General features: G+C 69.9%; 11 protein-coding genes and 2 pseudogenes. 11 read left to right on the forward strand and 2 right to left on the reverse strand.

Annotated elements, in window-relative coordinates; translation table 11 throughout:
* Nucleotides 1-164: 164 nt before the first annotated feature.
* From AC3ETA_RS33785 to AC3ETA_RS33810, 6 genes are all read left to right on the forward strand, one after another.
* Complete coding sequence (locus AC3ETA_RS33785; RefSeq protein ID WP_432196704.1) at nt 165-1,193, forward strand: LacI family DNA-binding transcriptional regulator; 1,029 nt, start codon at nt 165-167, stop codon at nt 1,191-1,193.
* Between the two features lie 454 nt (nt 1,194-1,647).
* Entirely contained in the window at nt 1,648-2,742 is a 1,095-nt protein-coding gene (locus tag AC3ETA_RS33790; protein ID WP_432196705.1) for an ABC transporter substrate-binding protein, read from the forward strand.
* Nucleotides 2,743-2,822: 80 nt separating this feature from the next.
* Complete coding sequence (locus AC3ETA_RS33795) at nt 2,823-4,382, forward strand: sugar ABC transporter ATP-binding protein (protein ID WP_432196706.1); 1,560 nt, start codon at nt 2,823-2,825, stop codon at nt 4,380-4,382.
* Complete coding sequence (locus AC3ETA_RS33800; RefSeq protein WP_432196707.1) at nt 4,375-5,337, forward strand: ABC transporter permease; 963 nt, start codon at nt 4,375-4,377, stop codon at nt 5,335-5,337. The genes AC3ETA_RS33795 and AC3ETA_RS33800 overlap by 8 nt, the downstream gene beginning before the upstream one ends.
* A complete protein-coding gene (locus AC3ETA_RS33805) occupies nt 5,334-6,368 on the forward strand; it encodes an ABC transporter permease (protein ID WP_432196708.1) in 1,035 nt (344 codons plus the stop codon). The genes AC3ETA_RS33800 and AC3ETA_RS33805 overlap by 4 nt, the downstream gene beginning before the upstream one ends.
* Before the next feature lie 126 nt (nt 6,369-6,494).
* The gene (locus AC3ETA_RS33810) at nt 6,495-8,870 is read left to right on the forward strand and encodes an AbfB domain-containing protein (protein WP_432196709.1); all 2,376 of its coding nucleotides are present in this window, start codon (nt 6,495-6,497) and stop codon (nt 8,868-8,870) included.
* Nucleotides 8,871-8,942: 72 nt separating this feature from the next.
* On the opposite strand, the gene AC3ETA_RS33815 is transcribed toward AC3ETA_RS33810, so the two are convergent.
* Nucleotides 8,943-12,218 (reverse strand): LamG-like jellyroll fold domain-containing protein, encoded by a 3,276-nt coding sequence (locus AC3ETA_RS33815; protein WP_432196710.1) that lies wholly within the window; start codon nt 12,216-12,218, stop codon nt 8,943-8,945.
* A 408-nt stretch (nt 12,219-12,626) separates the two neighbouring features.
* Here AC3ETA_RS33815 and AC3ETA_RS33820 point away from each other — a divergent pair.
* Together AC3ETA_RS33820 and AC3ETA_RS33825 are read left to right on the forward strand one after the other, a co-directional pair.
* Nucleotides 12,627-13,130, forward strand: a pseudogene (locus AC3ETA_RS33820) (family 43 glycosylhydrolase); the annotation flags it as partial.
* 549 nt (nt 13,131-13,679) lie between these two features.
* Nucleotides 13,680-14,213, forward strand: coding sequence for a hypothetical protein (locus AC3ETA_RS33825; protein WP_432196711.1), 534 nt, complete (start codon nt 13,680-13,682; stop codon nt 14,211-14,213).
* 142 nt (nt 14,214-14,355) lie between these two features.
* Here the strand turns inward: AC3ETA_RS33825 and AC3ETA_RS33830 are convergent, their stop codons facing one another.
* On the reverse strand, nt 14,356-15,438 hold the full coding sequence (locus tag AC3ETA_RS33830; protein ID WP_432196712.1) for a LacI family DNA-binding transcriptional regulator: 1,083 nt from the start codon (nt 15,436-15,438) through the stop codon (nt 14,356-14,358).
* 272 nt (nt 15,439-15,710) lie between these two features.
* Here AC3ETA_RS33830 and AC3ETA_RS33835 point away from each other — a divergent pair.
* From AC3ETA_RS33835 to AC3ETA_RS33845, 3 genes and pseudogenes are all read left to right on the forward strand, one after another.
* Nucleotides 15,711-16,415, forward strand: a pseudogene (locus tag AC3ETA_RS33835) (ABC transporter substrate-binding protein); the annotation flags it as partial.
* Nucleotides 16,393-17,190 (forward strand): acyclic terpene utilization AtuA family protein, encoded by a 798-nt coding sequence (locus AC3ETA_RS33840; protein ID WP_432196713.1) that lies wholly within the window; start codon nt 16,393-16,395, stop codon nt 17,188-17,190. The pseudogene AC3ETA_RS33835 and the gene AC3ETA_RS33840, both read left to right, overlap by 23 nt.
* Complete coding sequence (locus AC3ETA_RS33845; RefSeq protein ID WP_432196714.1) at nt 17,183-17,512, forward strand: DUF4387 domain-containing protein; 330 nt, start codon at nt 17,183-17,185, stop codon at nt 17,510-17,512. Before AC3ETA_RS33840 ends, AC3ETA_RS33845 begins: the two co-directional genes overlap by 8 nt.
* The last annotated feature ends 8 nt before the right edge of the window (nt 17,513-17,520 follow it).

Below are 17,520 nucleotides of genomic sequence, written 5' to 3' on the forward strand. Positions count from 1 at the left end.
TGTCTGTCCGAGGGCCCCGCGTGTCGGCACAACGCCTTGTCAGCGCGCCGATGACGGATGTATAACGTTGTAAAAGTCAAGCCCTGCGACTCGGCGCCAGGCTCACGGTGACGACGCCGTACCCGCACCGACCACCCGAGTCGGGCCGTTTCGAAAGGAATGCCGTGCGGGTCAGCCTCAAGGACGTCGCCGCCCACGCGGGGGTCTCCATCAAGACCGTCTCCAACGTGGTGAACAACTACCAGCACGTCACCCCCGCCATGCGCGAGCGCGTCCAGCGGTCCATCGACGCGCTCGGCTACCAGCCCAACCTGGCCGCCCGGCACCTGCGCAAGGGGCGCACGGGCATGATCGCGCTCGCACTGCCGGAGCTCGGCAACCCCTACTTCGCCGAACTCGCCGCCGCCGTCATCGACGCGGCCGCCGCCCACGACTACATCGTGCTGCTGGACCACACCGGCGGACGCCGTGAACAGGAGCTCCTGGTCAGCCAGGGCTTCCGGGCACGCGTCATCGACGGACTCATCCTCAGCCCCATCGAGCTGGAGACCGAGGACCTGCGCGACCGGGCGGAGAACGTGCCGCTGGTGCTGCTCGGGGAGCGGGACTACGACCTGCCGTACGACCACATCGCCATCGACAACGTCGCCGCGGCCCGCGCAGCGGTCCGGCACCTGGTCGGCCTCGGGCGCCGGGAGGTGGCGTTCATCGGCGACCGGCGCGGCCGCAGCGAGCCCGCACAACTGCGCGTACGCGGCTGGCGCGAGGAACTCACCGCCGCCGGACTGCCGGCCGACGACGGGCTCGTGGCCGCCACCGACGGCTGGGGGCATGCGGACGGCGCTGCGGCCATGACCCGGATCCTCGATGCCGGCCGGCACCCCGACGCGATCTTCGCCTACAACGACCCGATGGCCATCGGTGCGATGCGCGTCCTGCACGAGCGGGGACTGCGCGTCCCCGAGGACATCGCGGTCGTCGGCTTCGACGACGTGGTCGAGGGGCACTTCGGCGCGGTGACGCTCACCTCCGTGTCGCCGGACAAGACGGCCATCGGCCGGCTCGCCGTGGAGTCGGTGCTGGCCCGGCTGGGCGGTGAGGCTCCCGAGCCCCGCCGTGTCTGGGCGGACTACCGCCTGGTCGAGCGGGAGAGCACTCTCGGGCGCGGCGCGGCGAAGGACGGACCGACCTGAGGCTGACCAGCCTGTAGGCAATCAGGCCGCGAACCCCGTCAGTCGGCCGACCGACGCGACGGGGTCATTCGCCGTGCCGCCGGAGGGGGTTCGGTCGCCTCGCCCTCGGCGGTACTTCCGCGCGTTGCGCCGGGTGCACCACACAGCGCTCACGGACCCGCCGGCGGGCCTCCCCGTGGAGGGCGGCGAAGAGCCTGGTCGCCCCAGGTCCCGAGGGGCGCAGGGGAGTTGACCGCACGGTGGGGACCGCTCGTGGAGCAAGCGCTTGCCCTCCACCCCGGCCTCCTCACGATGCACACAGGTGTGCGCACAGGGGGTTTACAGCGTCCTTCCAACGATGTAAAAACCTCCTTGCGGCGGGCCCGACAACGTTGCCCGCCAGGGGAGATGCGCTGTTTCTGCTTGTGCGTCAGCTCCTCAGTTCCCTTTCAGCATCGCCCGGATCGGGGTCACCATGCAGCGCACCACTCACCGTCCTCGTCTCCTCACCCGCCCCGGGGTCGTGGCCCTGGCCGCCGCGGTGGCCTTGACCGCCGGCGCATGCGCGAAGTCGGAGGACGATGCCTCGAAGGACACTCGGTCGCCGGCCGCCGCGGGCGCCGAGCAGAAGGTCGTCACACCGGAGCCGGGCAGCAAGACCTGCGCCATCGACGCCTACGGCGCCGAGAAGCTGGATCTGCAGAACGCGACCGTGGGCTTCTCCCAGTCGGAGAAGGAGGCCAACCCCTTCCGCATCGCCGAGACCCAGTCCATCAAGGACGAGGCGAAGAAGCGCGGCGTCAAGCTGCTCACCGCCAACGCCCAGTCGCAGTTCTCCAAGCAGATCAGCGACGTCCAGGACCTGCTCGCCAAGGGCGCCGACCTGCTGGTGATCGCTCCGCTCAACTCCGACGGCTGGGACCCGGTGCTCCAGGCCGCGGCCGCCAAGAAGGTCCCGATCGTCACGATCGACCGCAAGATCAACGCCACCGCCTGCAAGGACTACGTCTCCTTCATCGCCTCGGACTTCGTCGAGCAGGGCAGACGGGCCGCCGACCAGATGATCGAGGCGACCGGCGGCAAGGGCGAGGTCGCCATCCTCCTCGGCTCGGCCGGCAACAACGTCACCACCGAGCGCACCAAGGGCTTCAAGGAGCGGATCGCCGAGGAGGCGCCGGAGTTGAAGGTCGTGTTCGAGCAGACCGGCGACTTCGCCCGTGAGAAGGGCCAGCAGGTCACCGAGCAGCTCATCCAGTCGAAGCCCGGCATCAAGGGGATCTACGCCGAGAACGACGAGATGGGCCTCGGCGCGGTGGCCGCGCTCAAGGGCGCCGGCAAGAAGGCCGGTGACGTCAAGATCGTGACCGTCGACGGCACCCGCAACGCCGTCCAGGGCATCGTGGACGGCTGGATCAGCGGCGTCATCGAGTCCAACCCCCGGTTCGGCCCGCTGGCGTTCCAGACCCTGGACACCTTCACCAAGGGCGAGGAAGTCCCGCAGGACGTCATCATCCAGGACAGCGCCTACGACGCGGACAACGCGAAGACGGAGATCAGCAAGGCGTACTGACCCACCCGGGGGGCACGGACGACCGTGCCCCCCTCGCCTTCCCTTCACCACGTTCCGCACCACACTTCCTGGAGGCACAGGTGGCACCCCCCGCCGAAGTCCTCGCCGTCCGCGGACTGAGCAAGACCTTCCCCGGCGTCCGGGCCCTGGACGACGTGGACCTCACCCTGCACGCCGGCGAGGTCCACGCCCTGATCGGCGAGAACGGCGCCGGCAAGTCGACCCTCATCAAGCTCCTCACCGGCGTGTACCGCCCCGACGCCGGCGAGATCACCTTCCAGGGCGGCAAGGTCTCCTTCGCCACACCCCTGGAGGCGCAGAAGGCGGGCATCTCGACCATCTACCAAGAGGTCAACCTGATCCCGCTGCTCAGCGTGGCCCGCAACCTCTTCCTGGGCCGCGAACCGCGCAACCGCTTCGGCGTACTGGACATCGCACGCATGAACCGCGAGGCCGAGGAGACCCTGCGCGGATACGGCGTCCGCGTCGACGTCCGCCGCCCGCTGCGCACCCTCGGAGTCGGCGCCCAGCAGATGGTGGCCCTGGCGCGTGCCGTGGCCACCGACGCCCGCATCGTCATCATGGACGAGCCGACCTCCTCTCTCGAACCGCGCGAGGTCGAGACCCTGTTCTCGGTGATCCGGCGGCTGCGCGACGCCGGCATCGCCGTCGTCTACGTCAGCCACCGCCTGGACGAGCTCTACGCGGTGTGCAGCACGGTCACCGTGCTCCGCGACGGCCGGCGCGTCCACCACGGCCGGTTGGCCGACCTCGACCGCCTCGCCCTGGTGTCCACGATGCTCGGCCGGGACCTCGGCGAGGTCCGCGAGGAAGGCGTCACCAAGTTCACCGGCGACCACGAGGCGACCGACTCCCAACCGGTGCTGGACGCCGAGGAACTGACGGTGCCGCACAAGCTGCACGGAGTGTCCCTGAGCATCCGGCCCGGCGAGGTCGTCGGCCTGGGCGGGCTGCTCGGCTCCGGACGGACGGAGACGGCGAAGGCCATCTCCGGCGCCCTGCCGGTCCGTTCGGGCCGCGTCACCGTGGCCGGCGTCCCGCTGCGCGGCGGCTCCGCTCCCGCTGCCATCCGGGCGGGCGTCAGCCTGCTGCCGGAGGACCGCAAGAGCGAGGGCATCGTCCCCGGACTGTCGGTCCGGGAGAACATCGCCCTCGCCGTCCTGCCGCGGCTGTCCCGCTTCGGCCTCGTCTCCGAGGCCCGCGTCGACGGCGTCGTCGACACCTTCATCAAGCGGCTGCGCATCAAGGCCTCCTCACCGCACCAGAAGGTCGGTGAACTGTCCGGCGGCAACCAGCAGAAGGTGCTGCTCGCCCGCTGGCTCGCCATGAACCCCAAGGTGCTGCTGCTCGACGAGCCCACCCGCGGCATCGACGTCGGCGCCAAGGCCGAGGTGCAGAAACTCGTGGACGAACTGGCCGCCGACGGCCTGGGCGTCCTGCTCATCTCCTCCGACCTGGAGGAACTGATCGAAGGGTCCGACCGCGTGGTCGTACTGAAGGACGGTGCCGTCGTCGGCGAACTGACCGGGGACGACGTCACCGAGGACAAGCTGATGCGCGCCATCGCCGGGGACGCCCAGGTGGAGCACCTGGCCAAGGAGGTGGCCACCGATGGCTGAGGCCACCCTGCGCACCGCCCCGCTGGACAAGGCCCGCGTGCTCCAGTGGCTCCAGACCTACGGCGTCTACGCGGGCGTCGCGGCGCTGCTCGTCGTCAACACCGTCATCACCCCGCACTTCCTCTCCGCGGAGAACTTCCGCACCCAGGCCGTCCAGGTCGCCCCCGTCATCATCGTCGCCCTCGGCATGGCTCTGGTCATCGGCACGGAGGGTGTCGACCTGTCGGTCGGTGCCGTGATGGCGCTGGCGGCCTCCGTCACCGCGCTCTACCTCGGCTACGGACTGCTGCCCGCCCTGCTCGTCGTCGCCCTCTTCGCCGCCGGCGTCGGACTGGCGAACGGCGCGCTGGTCGCGCTCGTCGGAGTGCAGCCCATCGTCGCCACGCTGGCCCTCATGGTCGGCGGCCGGGGCCTCGCACTCGTGCTGCTGCCCCAGCTGGAGGACCTGCGCAACCCCGCCCTGGCCTCCCTGGGCTCCGGCGACATCCTCGGCATCCCGTACCTGATCCTGATCGCCGCCGTCCTGGCCCTCCTGGTGGCCTTCGTGGTGCGCCGCACCACCTTCGGACGCCAGCTCCTCGCCATCGGCGACAGCCGGCCCGCCGCCCGGCTCGCCGGTCTCCCGGTTCGTCGCGTGCTGATCGTCGTGTACGTCGTGTGCGCGCTGCTCGCCGCCGTGGCAGGCGTCCTTGCGACCGCCCGCCTCCAGGCCAGTGACCCGACCTCGCTCGGCAACCTGATGGAGCTCTCGGCCATCACTGCCGTCGTCGTCGGCGGCACCCCGCTGACCGGCGGCCGGGTCAACATCGCCGGCACCGTGGCCGGAGCCGTCCTCATCCAACTGCTCACCGCCACCCTCATCAAGCACGATCTGCCGCCCTCCTGGACTCAGATCGCCCAGGCCATAGTGATCGTCGCCGCCGTCTACGCGGCACGGGGACGGGGGAAGCGATGACCGTCACGAAAGCGGACGCGCCCGTGACCACCGCGAGCAACGAACCGACGGGGGAGAGCGAGCCGGTCGGCTCCGCGCGCTCCGAGCGCCTGAGCGCCCTGATCCAGCAGCACGGCGCGCTGGCCGTGCTGGTGCTCGTCTCCCTGGTGGCGTCGTTCTCCTTCGACACCTTCGCCACCGGCGACAACATCGGCAACATGGCGACCAGTTCGGCCTTCCTGGCCGTCGTCGCCCTCGGCATGACCTTCGTGATCATCACCGGCGGCATCGACCTGTCCGTCGGCTCGCTGTTCGCCCTCGGCGGCGTCCTGGCGGCCTGGGGGTCGCGCCACGGCACCCTGGTGGCCCTGCTGCTGCCGCTGGCGGTGTGCGGACTGATCGGCGTCGTCAACGGTCTGCTGGTCGCCCGCTCCCGACTTGCCCCGTTCATCGTCACGCTCGCCGCGATGCTGGGCGCGCGCGGACTGCTGCTCGCCATCACCGACGAGGGCGCGGACACCTTCCTGATCGGCAAGGGCTCCTTCCTCGCCGAACTCGGCCAGGGCACCACCCTGGGCCTCGGCAACCCGGTGTGGATCACCCTGGCCCTGTTCGTCGCGGGAGCCGTCGTGCTGCGCCGAACCCGCTTCGGACAGCACGTGTACGCGGTCGGCGGCAACGAGGACGCGGCGGCCCTGATGGGCGCCCCCGTGGCCCGCACCAAGATCCTCGTCTACACGCTGTCCGGGCTTCTCGCCGGCCTGGCCGGCGCGCTCAACGCCGCCTGGCTCGCCTCCGGCGTGACCATCCTCGGAGGCGGCATGGAACTGGAGGCCATCTCCGCCGTGGTGATCGGCGGAACCCTGCTGACCGGAGGACTCGGCTACGTCAGCGGCTCCCTGGTCGGCGTACTGCTCCTGAAGGTCATCCAGAACGTCATCAACCAGATCGGCTCCCTCGACTCCTCCTACCAGCAGGTCGTCAGCGGCGCCTTCCTGGCGGTCGTCGTCATCGCCCAGACCTGGCTGGGCCGCAGACGGCAACTGATGTGACACACCCCGGACCCGGCGGCCGAGCCCCCACGGCCCGGCCGCCGGGACCGGCTCCAGGCGGCCGGACTCCCCTCCGGCCGCCGCCTGCACGCGCACGTCTCCCACCCCACGATTCAAGGAGGCACGATGCGTCGAGTACCCGCAGGCCGACAGCCGTTGGACTGGCTGAGACGACGAGCGCGGTGGGCGACCACCGCGCTCGCCGCGCTCACCCTGGCCGGCGGCACGGCACTGACGGCCACCGGTCCCGCGGCCGCCGCACCCCGGGCCTGGACACCCAAGCCGTCCCCCATGACCACCCCGTGGACCAACCAGGTCCCCATCGACAACCCCCTCCCGGAATACCCCCGCCCCCAGCTCACCCGCCCCCAGCTCACCCGCCCCGACTGGGCCAACCTCAACGGCATCTGGGACTTCGCCGTCACCTCGGCGGACGCCGGACAGCCCGCCACCTTCAGCGAGCAGATCCGGGTCCCGTTCGCCGCCGAGTCCGCGCTCTCCGGCATCCAGCGCAAGATCACCCGGAACGACAGGCTCTGGTACAAGCGCACCTTCACCGTCCCGCCGAACTGGAACGGCCGCCGCGTCCAGCTCAACTTCGGCGCCGGCGACTGGCGTACGACGGTATGGGTCAACGGCCGGCAGGCCGGCGCCCCCCACAGCGGCGGCTTCGACGCCTTCTCCTACGACGTCACCGACCTCCTGGCCGGCGGCACCAACACGATCGTGGTCTCCGTCTGGGACCCGACCGAGACCGGCACCCAGGCCATCGGCAAGCAGCGGATCCGCGACGTGGCCCCGCACCCCGGCGGCGGCATCCTCTACACCGCGGCATCCGGCATCTGGCAGACCGTGTGGCTCGAACCCACGGCCTCCGCGTACGTCAGCCGCCTCGACATGGTGCCGGACCTGGCGAACAACCGCCTCAAGGTCACCGTCCGCGGCACCGGAACGAACGGCCACCAGGCCCGGGTCACCGTCTCCACCGGCGGCACCACCATCGGCACCGCCACCGGACCGGTCGGCACCGAGTTCACCGTGCCCGTCCCGAACCCGCACCTGTGGACCCCGGAGGACCCCTTCCTCTACGACGTGAAGGCCGACCTCCTCTCCGGCGGCACGACCGTCGACTCGGTCGGCAGCTACACCGGCATGCGCTCCATCGGCATCGCCCGCGTCGACGGCGTCCTGCGGCCGGTCCTCAACGGCAAGTTCGTCTTCCAGACGGGCACTCTGGACCAGGGTTACTGGCCGGACGGCATCTACACCGCACCCACCGACGCCGCCCTGCGGCACGACCTCCAGAAGCACAAGGACCTCGGGTTCAACATGGTCCGCAAGCACATCAAGGTCGAACCGCAGCGCTGGTTCTACTGGGCCGACCGGCTCGGACTGCTGGTGTGGCAGGACATGCCGTCCATGGAACGCACCCCCGACGCCGCCGCCCGCACCCAGTGGGAGGCCGAGTACGACCGCATCATCGACCAGCACCGCAGCTCACCGTCCCTGGTCATGTGGGTCAACCAGAACGAGGGATGGGGCCAGTACGACCAGGCCCGGCTCGCCGACAAGGTGAAGGCCCACGACCCCTCCCGCCTGGTCGACAACATGAGCGGCGTCAACTGCTGCGGCGCCGTCGACGGCGGCAACGGCGACGTCGTCGACCACCACGTCTACGTCGGCCCCGGCACCACCGTGCCCAGCGCCACCCGCGCCGCCGTCCTCGGCGAGTTCGGCGGGCTGGGCCTCAAGGTCGCCGGCCACGAGTGGTATCCCGGCGGCGGCTTCAGCTATGAGGACCAGCCCGACCTCGCCCACCTCAACAACCGTTTCGTGGGCCTCATCGACGCCATCCGCGAGGTACGCATGGCCCGCGGGCTCTCCGCGTCGGTCTACACCGAGATCACCGACGTCGAGAACGAGGTCAACGGCCTGCTCACCTACGACCGCCAGGTGGTCAAGGTCGACGAGGCCCGGGTTCGCGCCGCCAACCAGGCCCTGATCAGCGCCTCCCGCGGCTCGACGGCCCCCATCACCCTGCCCACGGGCCAGTACAAGTCCCTGCGCGTGACGACACCGGGCTACACCGACCGATACGTCCGTCACAAGGACGCGGCGGCCTTCACGGAGGTCGTGGGCAGCGGCAGCGACGCGCTGCTGAAGAACGACGCCACCTGGAAGATCGTCCCCGGCCTCGCCAGCAGCTCCTGCTACAGCTTCGAGTCGCGCAACTACCCCGGCGAGTACCTGCGCCACCGCGAGTACCGCCTCTACAAGGAACCCGGCAGCGGCGACCTGTACCGGGCCGACGCCACCTTCTGCCCCGTCCCGGGCGCCAACGGCGGCGTACGCCTCTCCGCGTACAACTACCCGGAGCAGTACCTGCGCCACTACAACGCCGAAATGTGGCTCGCCACCCCGGGCGGCACCCACACCTGGGACAACCCGTCCCTCTTCAGGGAGGACACCACCTGGGCGGTGGAGGCGCCTTGGGCGCCGTAACGGCGGAGTAGCAGAACGACTGGGCCCCGGCGGGGGAGCCATCCCGCCGGGGCCCGGTCGTCGGCGTCGGTGCTACGGCTTCTCCTGCGTGTAGAGGGTGCTCACCTCCTCGTCGGTGAGGGCCTTGTCGTAGGCGTGGACCTCGTCGACCGCGCCGTTCCAGAAGTCGACGTCGTTGCCGCCCCACTGGGCGCGGCCGACTGACAGGGAACCGGTGCTGGGGTAGGCCGCGCCGCCGGTGGCGGTCGCCGCCGGCTTTCCGTCGACGTAGAGCTTGATGGTGTTGTCGGTGCTGTCGCGGACGCCGACCAAGTGGTACCAGCGGCCCTCCTCAGGGGTGGTGACCAGGCGGGCACGGTTCTCGCCCGGGGTGCTGAAGGCGAACGCGCCCTGCCCGTACTGGAGATAGAACGGGCTGGTCTGGCGCCGAGTGTCCTGGCTGACCGCGGTGGCGTAGTTGCCGGGGAGCTCGTCGAGCCGGACCCATGCGGACACCGAGTAGCTTCCGGTGGTGTCGAGCACCGGTCCGTCCGTTTCGGCGTACTGGCCGTTGCCGTCGAACTTCAGCGCGCTGCCGCTGACGCCGGGCGTCCAGGAGGTGCCCGTGGACAGTGTCAAGGGCTTGGAGTTCGGGCCGTCGTCCTTCGCCGTGGTCCCGGTGCCCTCGTCGAGGGCCCAGTGCCCGCCGCCCCTGAGCGGCTGCCGCTCGCCCGCCGCGGCACCGGCGGCGACGACCTTGCGGTTGATGTCGCGGACCCGGACCGGATCGACCTTGATCTCCCGACGGTCGTAGGTGTACAGGCCGTTGAGCTCGTTCTCCAGATCGGAGATCTGGGTGTAGATCGAACCGGACAGCTCGGCTCCGGCCTGGTCGAGATAGAACTTCTCGGTGTTCTCGACGTACTTGCGGGTCAGCGCCTCCTTGTCGTTGACACCGCTGTAGATCACCGTCGGGGCGCCGGGCCACATGTGCCCGGGGGTGCGCAGGGTGAAGCCGCCGTGCTCACCGTCCAGCGCCGCACGCTTGTCGTCGGGGAACGGCGGGTCCTCGTTGTTGTAGTCGTGGTGGTCGATGATGTCGCCCTTGCCCGAATCACCCTTGGAATTGCAGCAGTTGACACCGCTGTGGGCGTTGACGACACGCGACGGGTCGGCCTCCTTCACGGACTCGGCGATCTTGCCGGTCTCCGTGCGGTCCCACTCGCCCCAGCCCTCGTTGAAGACGATCCAGCCGATCACGGACGGCGCGTTGTGGTGCTCGCGCATCATCTCCCGGCCCTGGTCGACGAAGGCGCGCTGCCCGGTCTCGTTGGTGATGTTGCCGGAGACGAAGTCCTGCCAGACCAGCAGGCCGAGCTGGTCGGCGTGGTAGAACCAGCGCGCGGGCTCCACCTTGATGTGCTTGCGCACGGCGTTGAAGCCGAGTTCCTTGTGCGCCTTCAGATCGAACGCGAGGGCCTCGTCGCTCGGCGCCGTGTACAGGCCGTCGGGCCAGAAACCCTGGTCGAGGGTGGCCAGCGAGAAGACCGGCTTGCCGTTGAGCACCAGCTTCTGGAAACCGCCGACCTTCGCGATGCCTATCTTGCGCATACCGAAGTAGCTGCCGACCTTGTCCGTGGACCTGCCGTCGGTGAGCTTGACGTCGAGGTCGTAGAGGTAGGGGTCGTCCGGGCTCCACAGGTGCTGCTTCGCGACCGGCAGCCGCAGCTGCTTGTTGGCCGGCCCGCTGACCTTGCCGACGACGTGGCCGCGCTTGTCGCGGGCGACGGCCTCGACGCGGGCCCCGGCGGACGCCTTGCCCGACTCCACCGTCACCGCGAGGCTGCTGGTGTCGATGTCCGGCGTGGAGACAACGTTATCGATCGCCGCGTTCGCGACCGGCTCCATCCAGACGGTCTGCCAGATGCCCGACGACTGGGTGTAGAAGATGCCGCCCGGGTTGGTGGACTGCTTGCCCATCGGCTGGTCGGCGCCCCCGGTGTCGGTGACCGCGACCACGACCTCCTGCGGCCCGGTGCCCTTCAGCGCGTCGGTGATGTCGGCGCTGAACGCGTCGTAGCCACCGGTGTGTTCGGCGACCTTCGTGCCGTTGACGAAGACGCGGGCCTGGTAGTCCACGGCGCCGAAGTTCAGCTTCAGCCGGTTGCCCTTGCCGTCCTTGCCGACGTGCCAGCCCTTGGGGACGTTCACCAGCCTGCGGTAGAACATGTGGTCCTCGTGCCGCTCAAGACCGGAGAGCTGCGACTCCACCGGGTACGGCACGACGATCTTCTCGTCGAGGTCCTTGCCGAACACCGGCTGTTCGCCGGCCTCGGCGCCGCTGAACTGCCAGGGGCCGTTGAGGTTCTTCCACTTGGAGCGCACCTGCTGCGGACGCGGGTACTCCGGCAGCGGGTTGCGCTTGTCGACCTTGTCGCCCCACTTGGTGGTGAGCCGGTGGGTGGAGGCGTTGTCGGCGTAGCGGATGACCTTCGGCACGGTCTCGCCGCCCGAGGTCAGACCGCCCTCACCGTCGTAGGTGACGCGCACCTGCTGGTTCTGCTGGATGGGTTCGGCGAGCGTCACGAGCAGGGAGTTGCGGTCCCGGGGGTCGACCCTGACCGACTTCAGGGGCATGGCCGTGGTGTCGGCCTCGACCTTCAGGTGGTCCTTGACCGCCCCGATGTCACCGACCCTGCCTTCGAAACGGGCCCGCAGGCGGCGGCCGTCGGCGGCTACGGACGTCTCCACCGGGTAGACCTCGAAGCCCTCGGGCGGAGTGAACGCCGACATCGGCACGAGCTGCTTGGACAGGCCCGGGCCGGCCCAGCGCAGGAACATGTTGGCGCCGCCGAAGTCCTGGAACATCTCCAGGCGGAAGTCGTGCTTCTCGCCCGCGGCCAGCCGGATCGCGGCGCTGGTCTGTTCCTTGTCCCAGTCCGGCTCCCAGTGGTCGATGACCGGCTCGCCGTCGATGTAGAGGCGGAATCCGTTGTCGCCGATGGCGTAGAAGGTGTAGTCGCCGGTGGCCGGTGCCTCGATCTGGCCCGTCCAGCGGGCGGTCGTGTGCTCCGTCCTGCCGTTCAGCTCCTGGAAGGTGCTGGTCAGGCCGGAGAAGTTGATCTGCGGGTCGAGCAGTGTGCCACCGAGTTCGGCGAAGTCCCGTGCGCCGGGGGCCGACATGGAGAAGTACTCGCCCTTCAGGCCGTGCACCTCGACGTCGGCTGCTTCGGTGGCGAGCGCCGAGGCGCTGCCGGTCGGCTCCGCTGCCGACGCGGTGGCGGCCAGACCGCTCGGGGGAACGATGAGAGCGGCCGTGGTCAGCAGCGCCCAGAGTCTGATCCGTGTGCGGGTGTGTTGTCTTGTCATCGAACCTTTCCTTGCACGGGTGCCGCGGGCCGGGACCGGTCGGCTGGAAAGACCAGGCCGCGGGAGTGACGGAAGACCGGTACGGACGGGGTCGGGCGTTTCTTTCAACGTTGGAAATTTTGCGACGCCGAAATGACAGCACGGCCCTCGACCGCTGTCCAGACCTCGCGCACCACTCGATCATTCACCCTCACGGGGCTTATGCCGCATACGACTTGTGGCGCGCGGGCCTCACCAGCATTGACATGCTCGTGACTCGTAATCATCCTGCTGGGGAGCTGTTCCATCGATGGAAAGCGGGGCATCGAGGTGACCAGGAGACTCCCGCGCCGGGTCACCGGCGCCGCGGCCGCGCTGCTGGCCGGTGTGCTCGCCGCCGTACTGTCCCTGACGACTGACGACTGACGACTGACGACTCACGACTGCCGACTGCCGACTGCCGATCCCGCCCGGGTGGGACGGACGAGCCTGCGAGCAGCGGACCCGAGCGTGCTCCGCGTCGGGGGCACTTACGTCTCGGTGCAGTCGGCAGGCGGCGGCATCGTCGTCCGACAGGCCGTGTCGACGGACGCCCTGGCGTCGGCACCCGCCCGGCAGGTCTGGTCCGACACGCGCAACCTCGGCGAGGTCTGGGCATCCGAGATCGTGCGGGACGGCGGCCGCTACTACCTCTACTTCTCGGCGGGCCGCGGGCCGGCCCACCGGATGTACGTCATCAGCTCGGCGGCCCCGGACAGCGGCCGCACCGGCGAGACCCGACTGGCCCTGCCGGACGGCAAGTGGGCCATCGACGGAACCCTCTTCATCGTCAACGGACAGCGCTGGTGCGTGTGGTCCGGCTGGGCCGGCGACGCCAACGTCGAGCAGAACCTCTACGAATGGGCCACCACCTCGCCCGCCGTCACCTGGGGCGGGTGGGGGAGCAGCTCCGCGAGGCGCTCGCGTACGAAGTCCCTCGCCCTGGCCGTCGACTCCTCGGCGCCGGACCGGTCCTCAAAGACACCCGTCGACACCATCACGCCGCCCCCGGCATCGACCCAGTAATAGGCCACGAAACCCGGGACCTGGGGCAGGAGCGGCACGAACTCCTCGTTCACCCGGCGTCCCGCCTCAGCCGGATCGGTCACCTCTTCGTACCGCCGGACCACTGCGTACATCGCTGCTCTCCTCATGGATCGTGAGGCCGTGATCTGCGCAGACGGCGTACCCGCGGCGGCCCGTGCGTCGTGCGCGAGTCCGGCGTAAATCACCGGAACAGGCTCCGGCGGTGGTCCGAACGGAGGGGCGGGGCGGGGGCGGGGGGAGCACGCCACCGCGGGTGCGGGCTCTGAGCGCCCGGTACGCCGGGCTCGGCCGCGGTCGGCGTTGTCAGTGCGGGATGTGAGGATGCCGTTCGGGAGGCGAGGACACGTCCGAGTGCCGACCGAATGCACACGCCCGGATTCATCACCAGGAGACGCGGTGCCCACGGAATACTCGCCGGTCGCAGAACTCAACCTGCTCAAGGAATTCCAGGACGGGGTCGGATACGAGTACTACGCCGACGGCTTCGAGCTGACGGAGTACGGCGACATGTCCGGCCTGGTGGCGGGCTGGTCGGACGCCCCCGAGTTCACCGGCCGGCTGATTCCCTTCGCGCAGGCCACCGGCGGCGGCTCCTTCTACGCGCTCTGGCGGCTCGACGACCGTACCGATGCCGCCACCCTGCCCGTGGTCGTCTTCGGTGACGAGGGCGGCCGGCACGTCGTCGCCCGTGATGTGCGGGAGCTGTTCCAACTTCTCGGCTTCGACGCGGAGATCAGCGTCGACTGGGACGAGGCCTACTACTACCGCCCCGAGGACGAGCCGCACTCCGACCGCCACGACGAGTACGTGGCCTGGCTCGACCGGCACTTCGGGCTGCCCGTGGCCGAGGATCCGTCGGCCGTCCCAGCGGCAGCGCAGGCGGAGTTGGGGGAGCGGTTCGCGAACTGGGCCGAGCCCTTTCTCGCCTGAACGCCACTCCGGACGGCGACTTCGCGCCGCGCCCGCTGGACCGGCCGGCCGGGGAGAGGACAAGCGGCTCTGCCCCGCACCGGGGCAGCGCGGCACCCGGAGCGGGAGTGCGACAGGCGGGTCCTGACGTGGCCGCGGCCGATCAGGACGTCTCCGGCAAAGAGCGCGGTGGCAGCGGCCCGGTGACGCCTTCTGTGCTTTCGCGCAGTACCAGCCGATGTGCCACCACAAGATCCTGAGGCGATCGCACGCCGGTCGAGGAGGCGTCCGGCGGGGCGGATCCCGTGGCCTCGTCCATCCGGCGTTGCAGGAGTTCGACCGCGACCTGGGCGACCGCGGCCTTGTCGGGGGCGACGGTGCTGAGGGTGGGGACGCTGAACCGTCCGGCCTCGACGTCGTCGAAGCCGACGACGGCGACCTCCTCGGGAACCCGGATGCCGTGCTCGTGAAGTGTGCGCAGCGCGCCGAGGGCCAACTGGTCGTTGAGGCACAGCAGCGCGTCGGGCCGGGCGCCCTCGCTCAGCGCCCGGGCCACCGCCTCGGCACCGTCGGGCATCCGGAAGGACTCTACGGGCAGGAGGGCGGCCGGGTCGTGGGCGATGCCCGCTTCCGCGAGCGCCGCGCGGTGGCCTCGGGTACGGGCCTCGGCCGTGCCCGGACCCGCGTCGTTGCTTCCGCCGATGACCAGGATGGAGCGGCGGCCGAGGGCGAGCAGATGCTCGGTCGCCTCCCGTGCGGCCTTCTCGTTGTCGATGGCGACGTGGTCGGCGCCCTCCTCCAGCAGTTCGCCGATCAGCACGGTGGGCGGGGACCCCGCACGGTCGCGCAGGTCGTCGGGGGTCAGGGCGAGCGGGCTGAGGATGACTCCGTCGACGAAGCTGGAGCCGAACCCGGTCAGCGCCGCCAATTCGTGGTCGCGGTCCGCGCCGGTCTGGTGGATCAGCACCGTCAGGGAGCGCCGCTCCGCCTCGCGGATGACGTGCCGGGCGAGCTCGGCGAAGTACGGGACGTCCAGTTCGGGGATGACGAGGGCGATGATGCCGGTGCGGCCCTGGCGCAGATGGCGGCCGGCCAGGTTCACCTTGTAGCCGAGCTCCTCGATGGCATCGCGGACGGCGCTTCTGGTCCGGTCGGAGACGTGGGTGTAGTCGTTGATGACGTTGGAGACCGTCTTCTCCGACACGCCCGCGAGCCGCGCGACGTCCTTGATCCTTGGTCGTGCCACCGGAACCTCCCTGCCCCTCGGAGCTGCCGAGTTTATGTCTCGGCAGGTCGCGCATCGGAAGGCGGATCGCAAGCACGTTCTCCCGGCCTGACGGGCCCTCGAGTTCCAGCCCCGCCTCCTGGCTCTTTACAGCCAATGTACATCGATGTAAAAACTAGCCATCGCATCGGCTCGACCGGTGCGCCCCCGCCTGACCCGGGCGGTGGACCACGATCCCCATGCGTGCTCCACCGCCGGTCCGGCATGCGTGTCCGGCCGTCGGAAGGTCCGCGATGTTCACCCGCCTCACTGCCTCACCGCCAGTGCCCGCACCCGGTGCGGCACCTGATCTCACCCGCCGCCGGCTGCTGCGCAACGCCACGGCCGCCGCGGGTGCGCTGCTCGCCGCCGGCCCGCTGTCCGGCTGCGCGTCCCCGGCCGCCGCCGACGCCAGGGCGCTGAGTGTCTGGGACCTGTTCCAGGGCGGCGACGGCATGCTGATGGACGACATGATCAAGGCCGTCTCCAAGGGCCCGCAGGGCTTCGAGGTGGAGCGGACGATCCTGGACTGGGGCCCGTCGTACTACACCAAGCTGGCCATGTCGGCCGCCGGCGGCCGCGCCTCCGACGTGGCGATCATGCACCTCTCGCGGCTGGCCGGCTATGCGCCCGGCGGCCTGCTCGACCCCTTCGACCTGGACCTCCTCGCCGAATTCGGCGTCAGCCGGAAGGACTTCGCGTCGGCCGTCTGGGCCCGGACGCAGCACGACGGGACCGTCTACGCCATTCCGCTCGACGTCCACCCCTTCATCGTGTTCTACGACAAGGACGCCGCCGACCAGGCCGGTCTCCTGGACGCCTCCGGTGAACTGGCGCCGATGGGCTCCCCGGAGGCCCTGCTCGACGCCGGCACGGCGCTCGCGAAGGCCACCGGGCAGAAGGGCATCCTGTTCGGCCACGTCACCGACACAGGGGATGCCGGCCGGGCCGTCGTGGCACGCCGCCAAGATCATCGAATGCGGAGGGCAGTGCACCACCGACCCGCGATCCGGCGGCGTGCTCGCCACCATCGACGCCAACGGGTTCTCCATCGAACCGCTGGCCACGACCGCCGCCTGCACACCGAACCTCGTCGCCGCGCACATGCTCTACGAGACCGCGGATCCGTTCCGGATGCGTGAGCCCGACGGCACTCTGGACGTAAGTGACGCCATGTACACCGCGGTCGACGAGACCACCGTGCGCGTCGAGGGTTCCCGATTCCACGTCGCCGACCAGCACACCATCAAGCTCGAAGGCGCCCGGATCGCCGGCCACGAGACGATGTCCTTCACCGGAATCCGGGATCCGCACATCCTCTCCGCCATCGACGACTGGGCAGCTCTCCTCCGCACGATGATCCAGCAGCGAGTGGAGCAGACGATCGGCCTGACCGACGACCAGTACGCCTTCGACGTCCGGCTCTACGGCTACAACGCCGTACTGGGGGACCTCGACCCGGCGCAGGGCGCGCCCCGCGAGGTCGGGGTCATGCTTCTGGTCAACGCGCCGGACCAGGCCACCGCGACAGCCGTCGCGAAGATCGCCAATCCACTGATGCTCCACCTGCCTACGCCCGACATGAACTACCTGCCGAGCCTCGCTTTCGCCACTTCGCCGGCCGAGATCGAGCGTGGTCCCGCGTACGAGTTCGTGCTCCATCACGTCGTCGACAGCCGTACCCCGACCGACATGTTCCGCATCGAATTCGAGGAGGCCACGCGACGTGACTGAGACGACGCCGACCACTCTCGCGGACCTCGCACACGAGATCCGGTCCAAGAACGCCGGCCCCTTCTGGGTCACGATGGAGTTGTTCATGCGTGACGCGCACGGATACCGCATCGCCGCGGACGAGTCCTTCCTCAATGAGCGCACCGTCGCCCGGCTGTACGACGTCGACGAGTCCGGCATCCGGATATTCCGGATCCCCTCGTTGAACGTCGTCAAGATCTCCTTCCCGCGCCCCGTCAGCCAGGCCTCGCTCTTCGACCGCGACATCCACGCGGGCCAGCACCATGTGCCGCTCGCGGTGTTGCCGGTGCCGAAGACCTGAGCGGGAGG

Source organism: Streptomyces sp. bgisy027 (genome assembly GCF_057710365.1).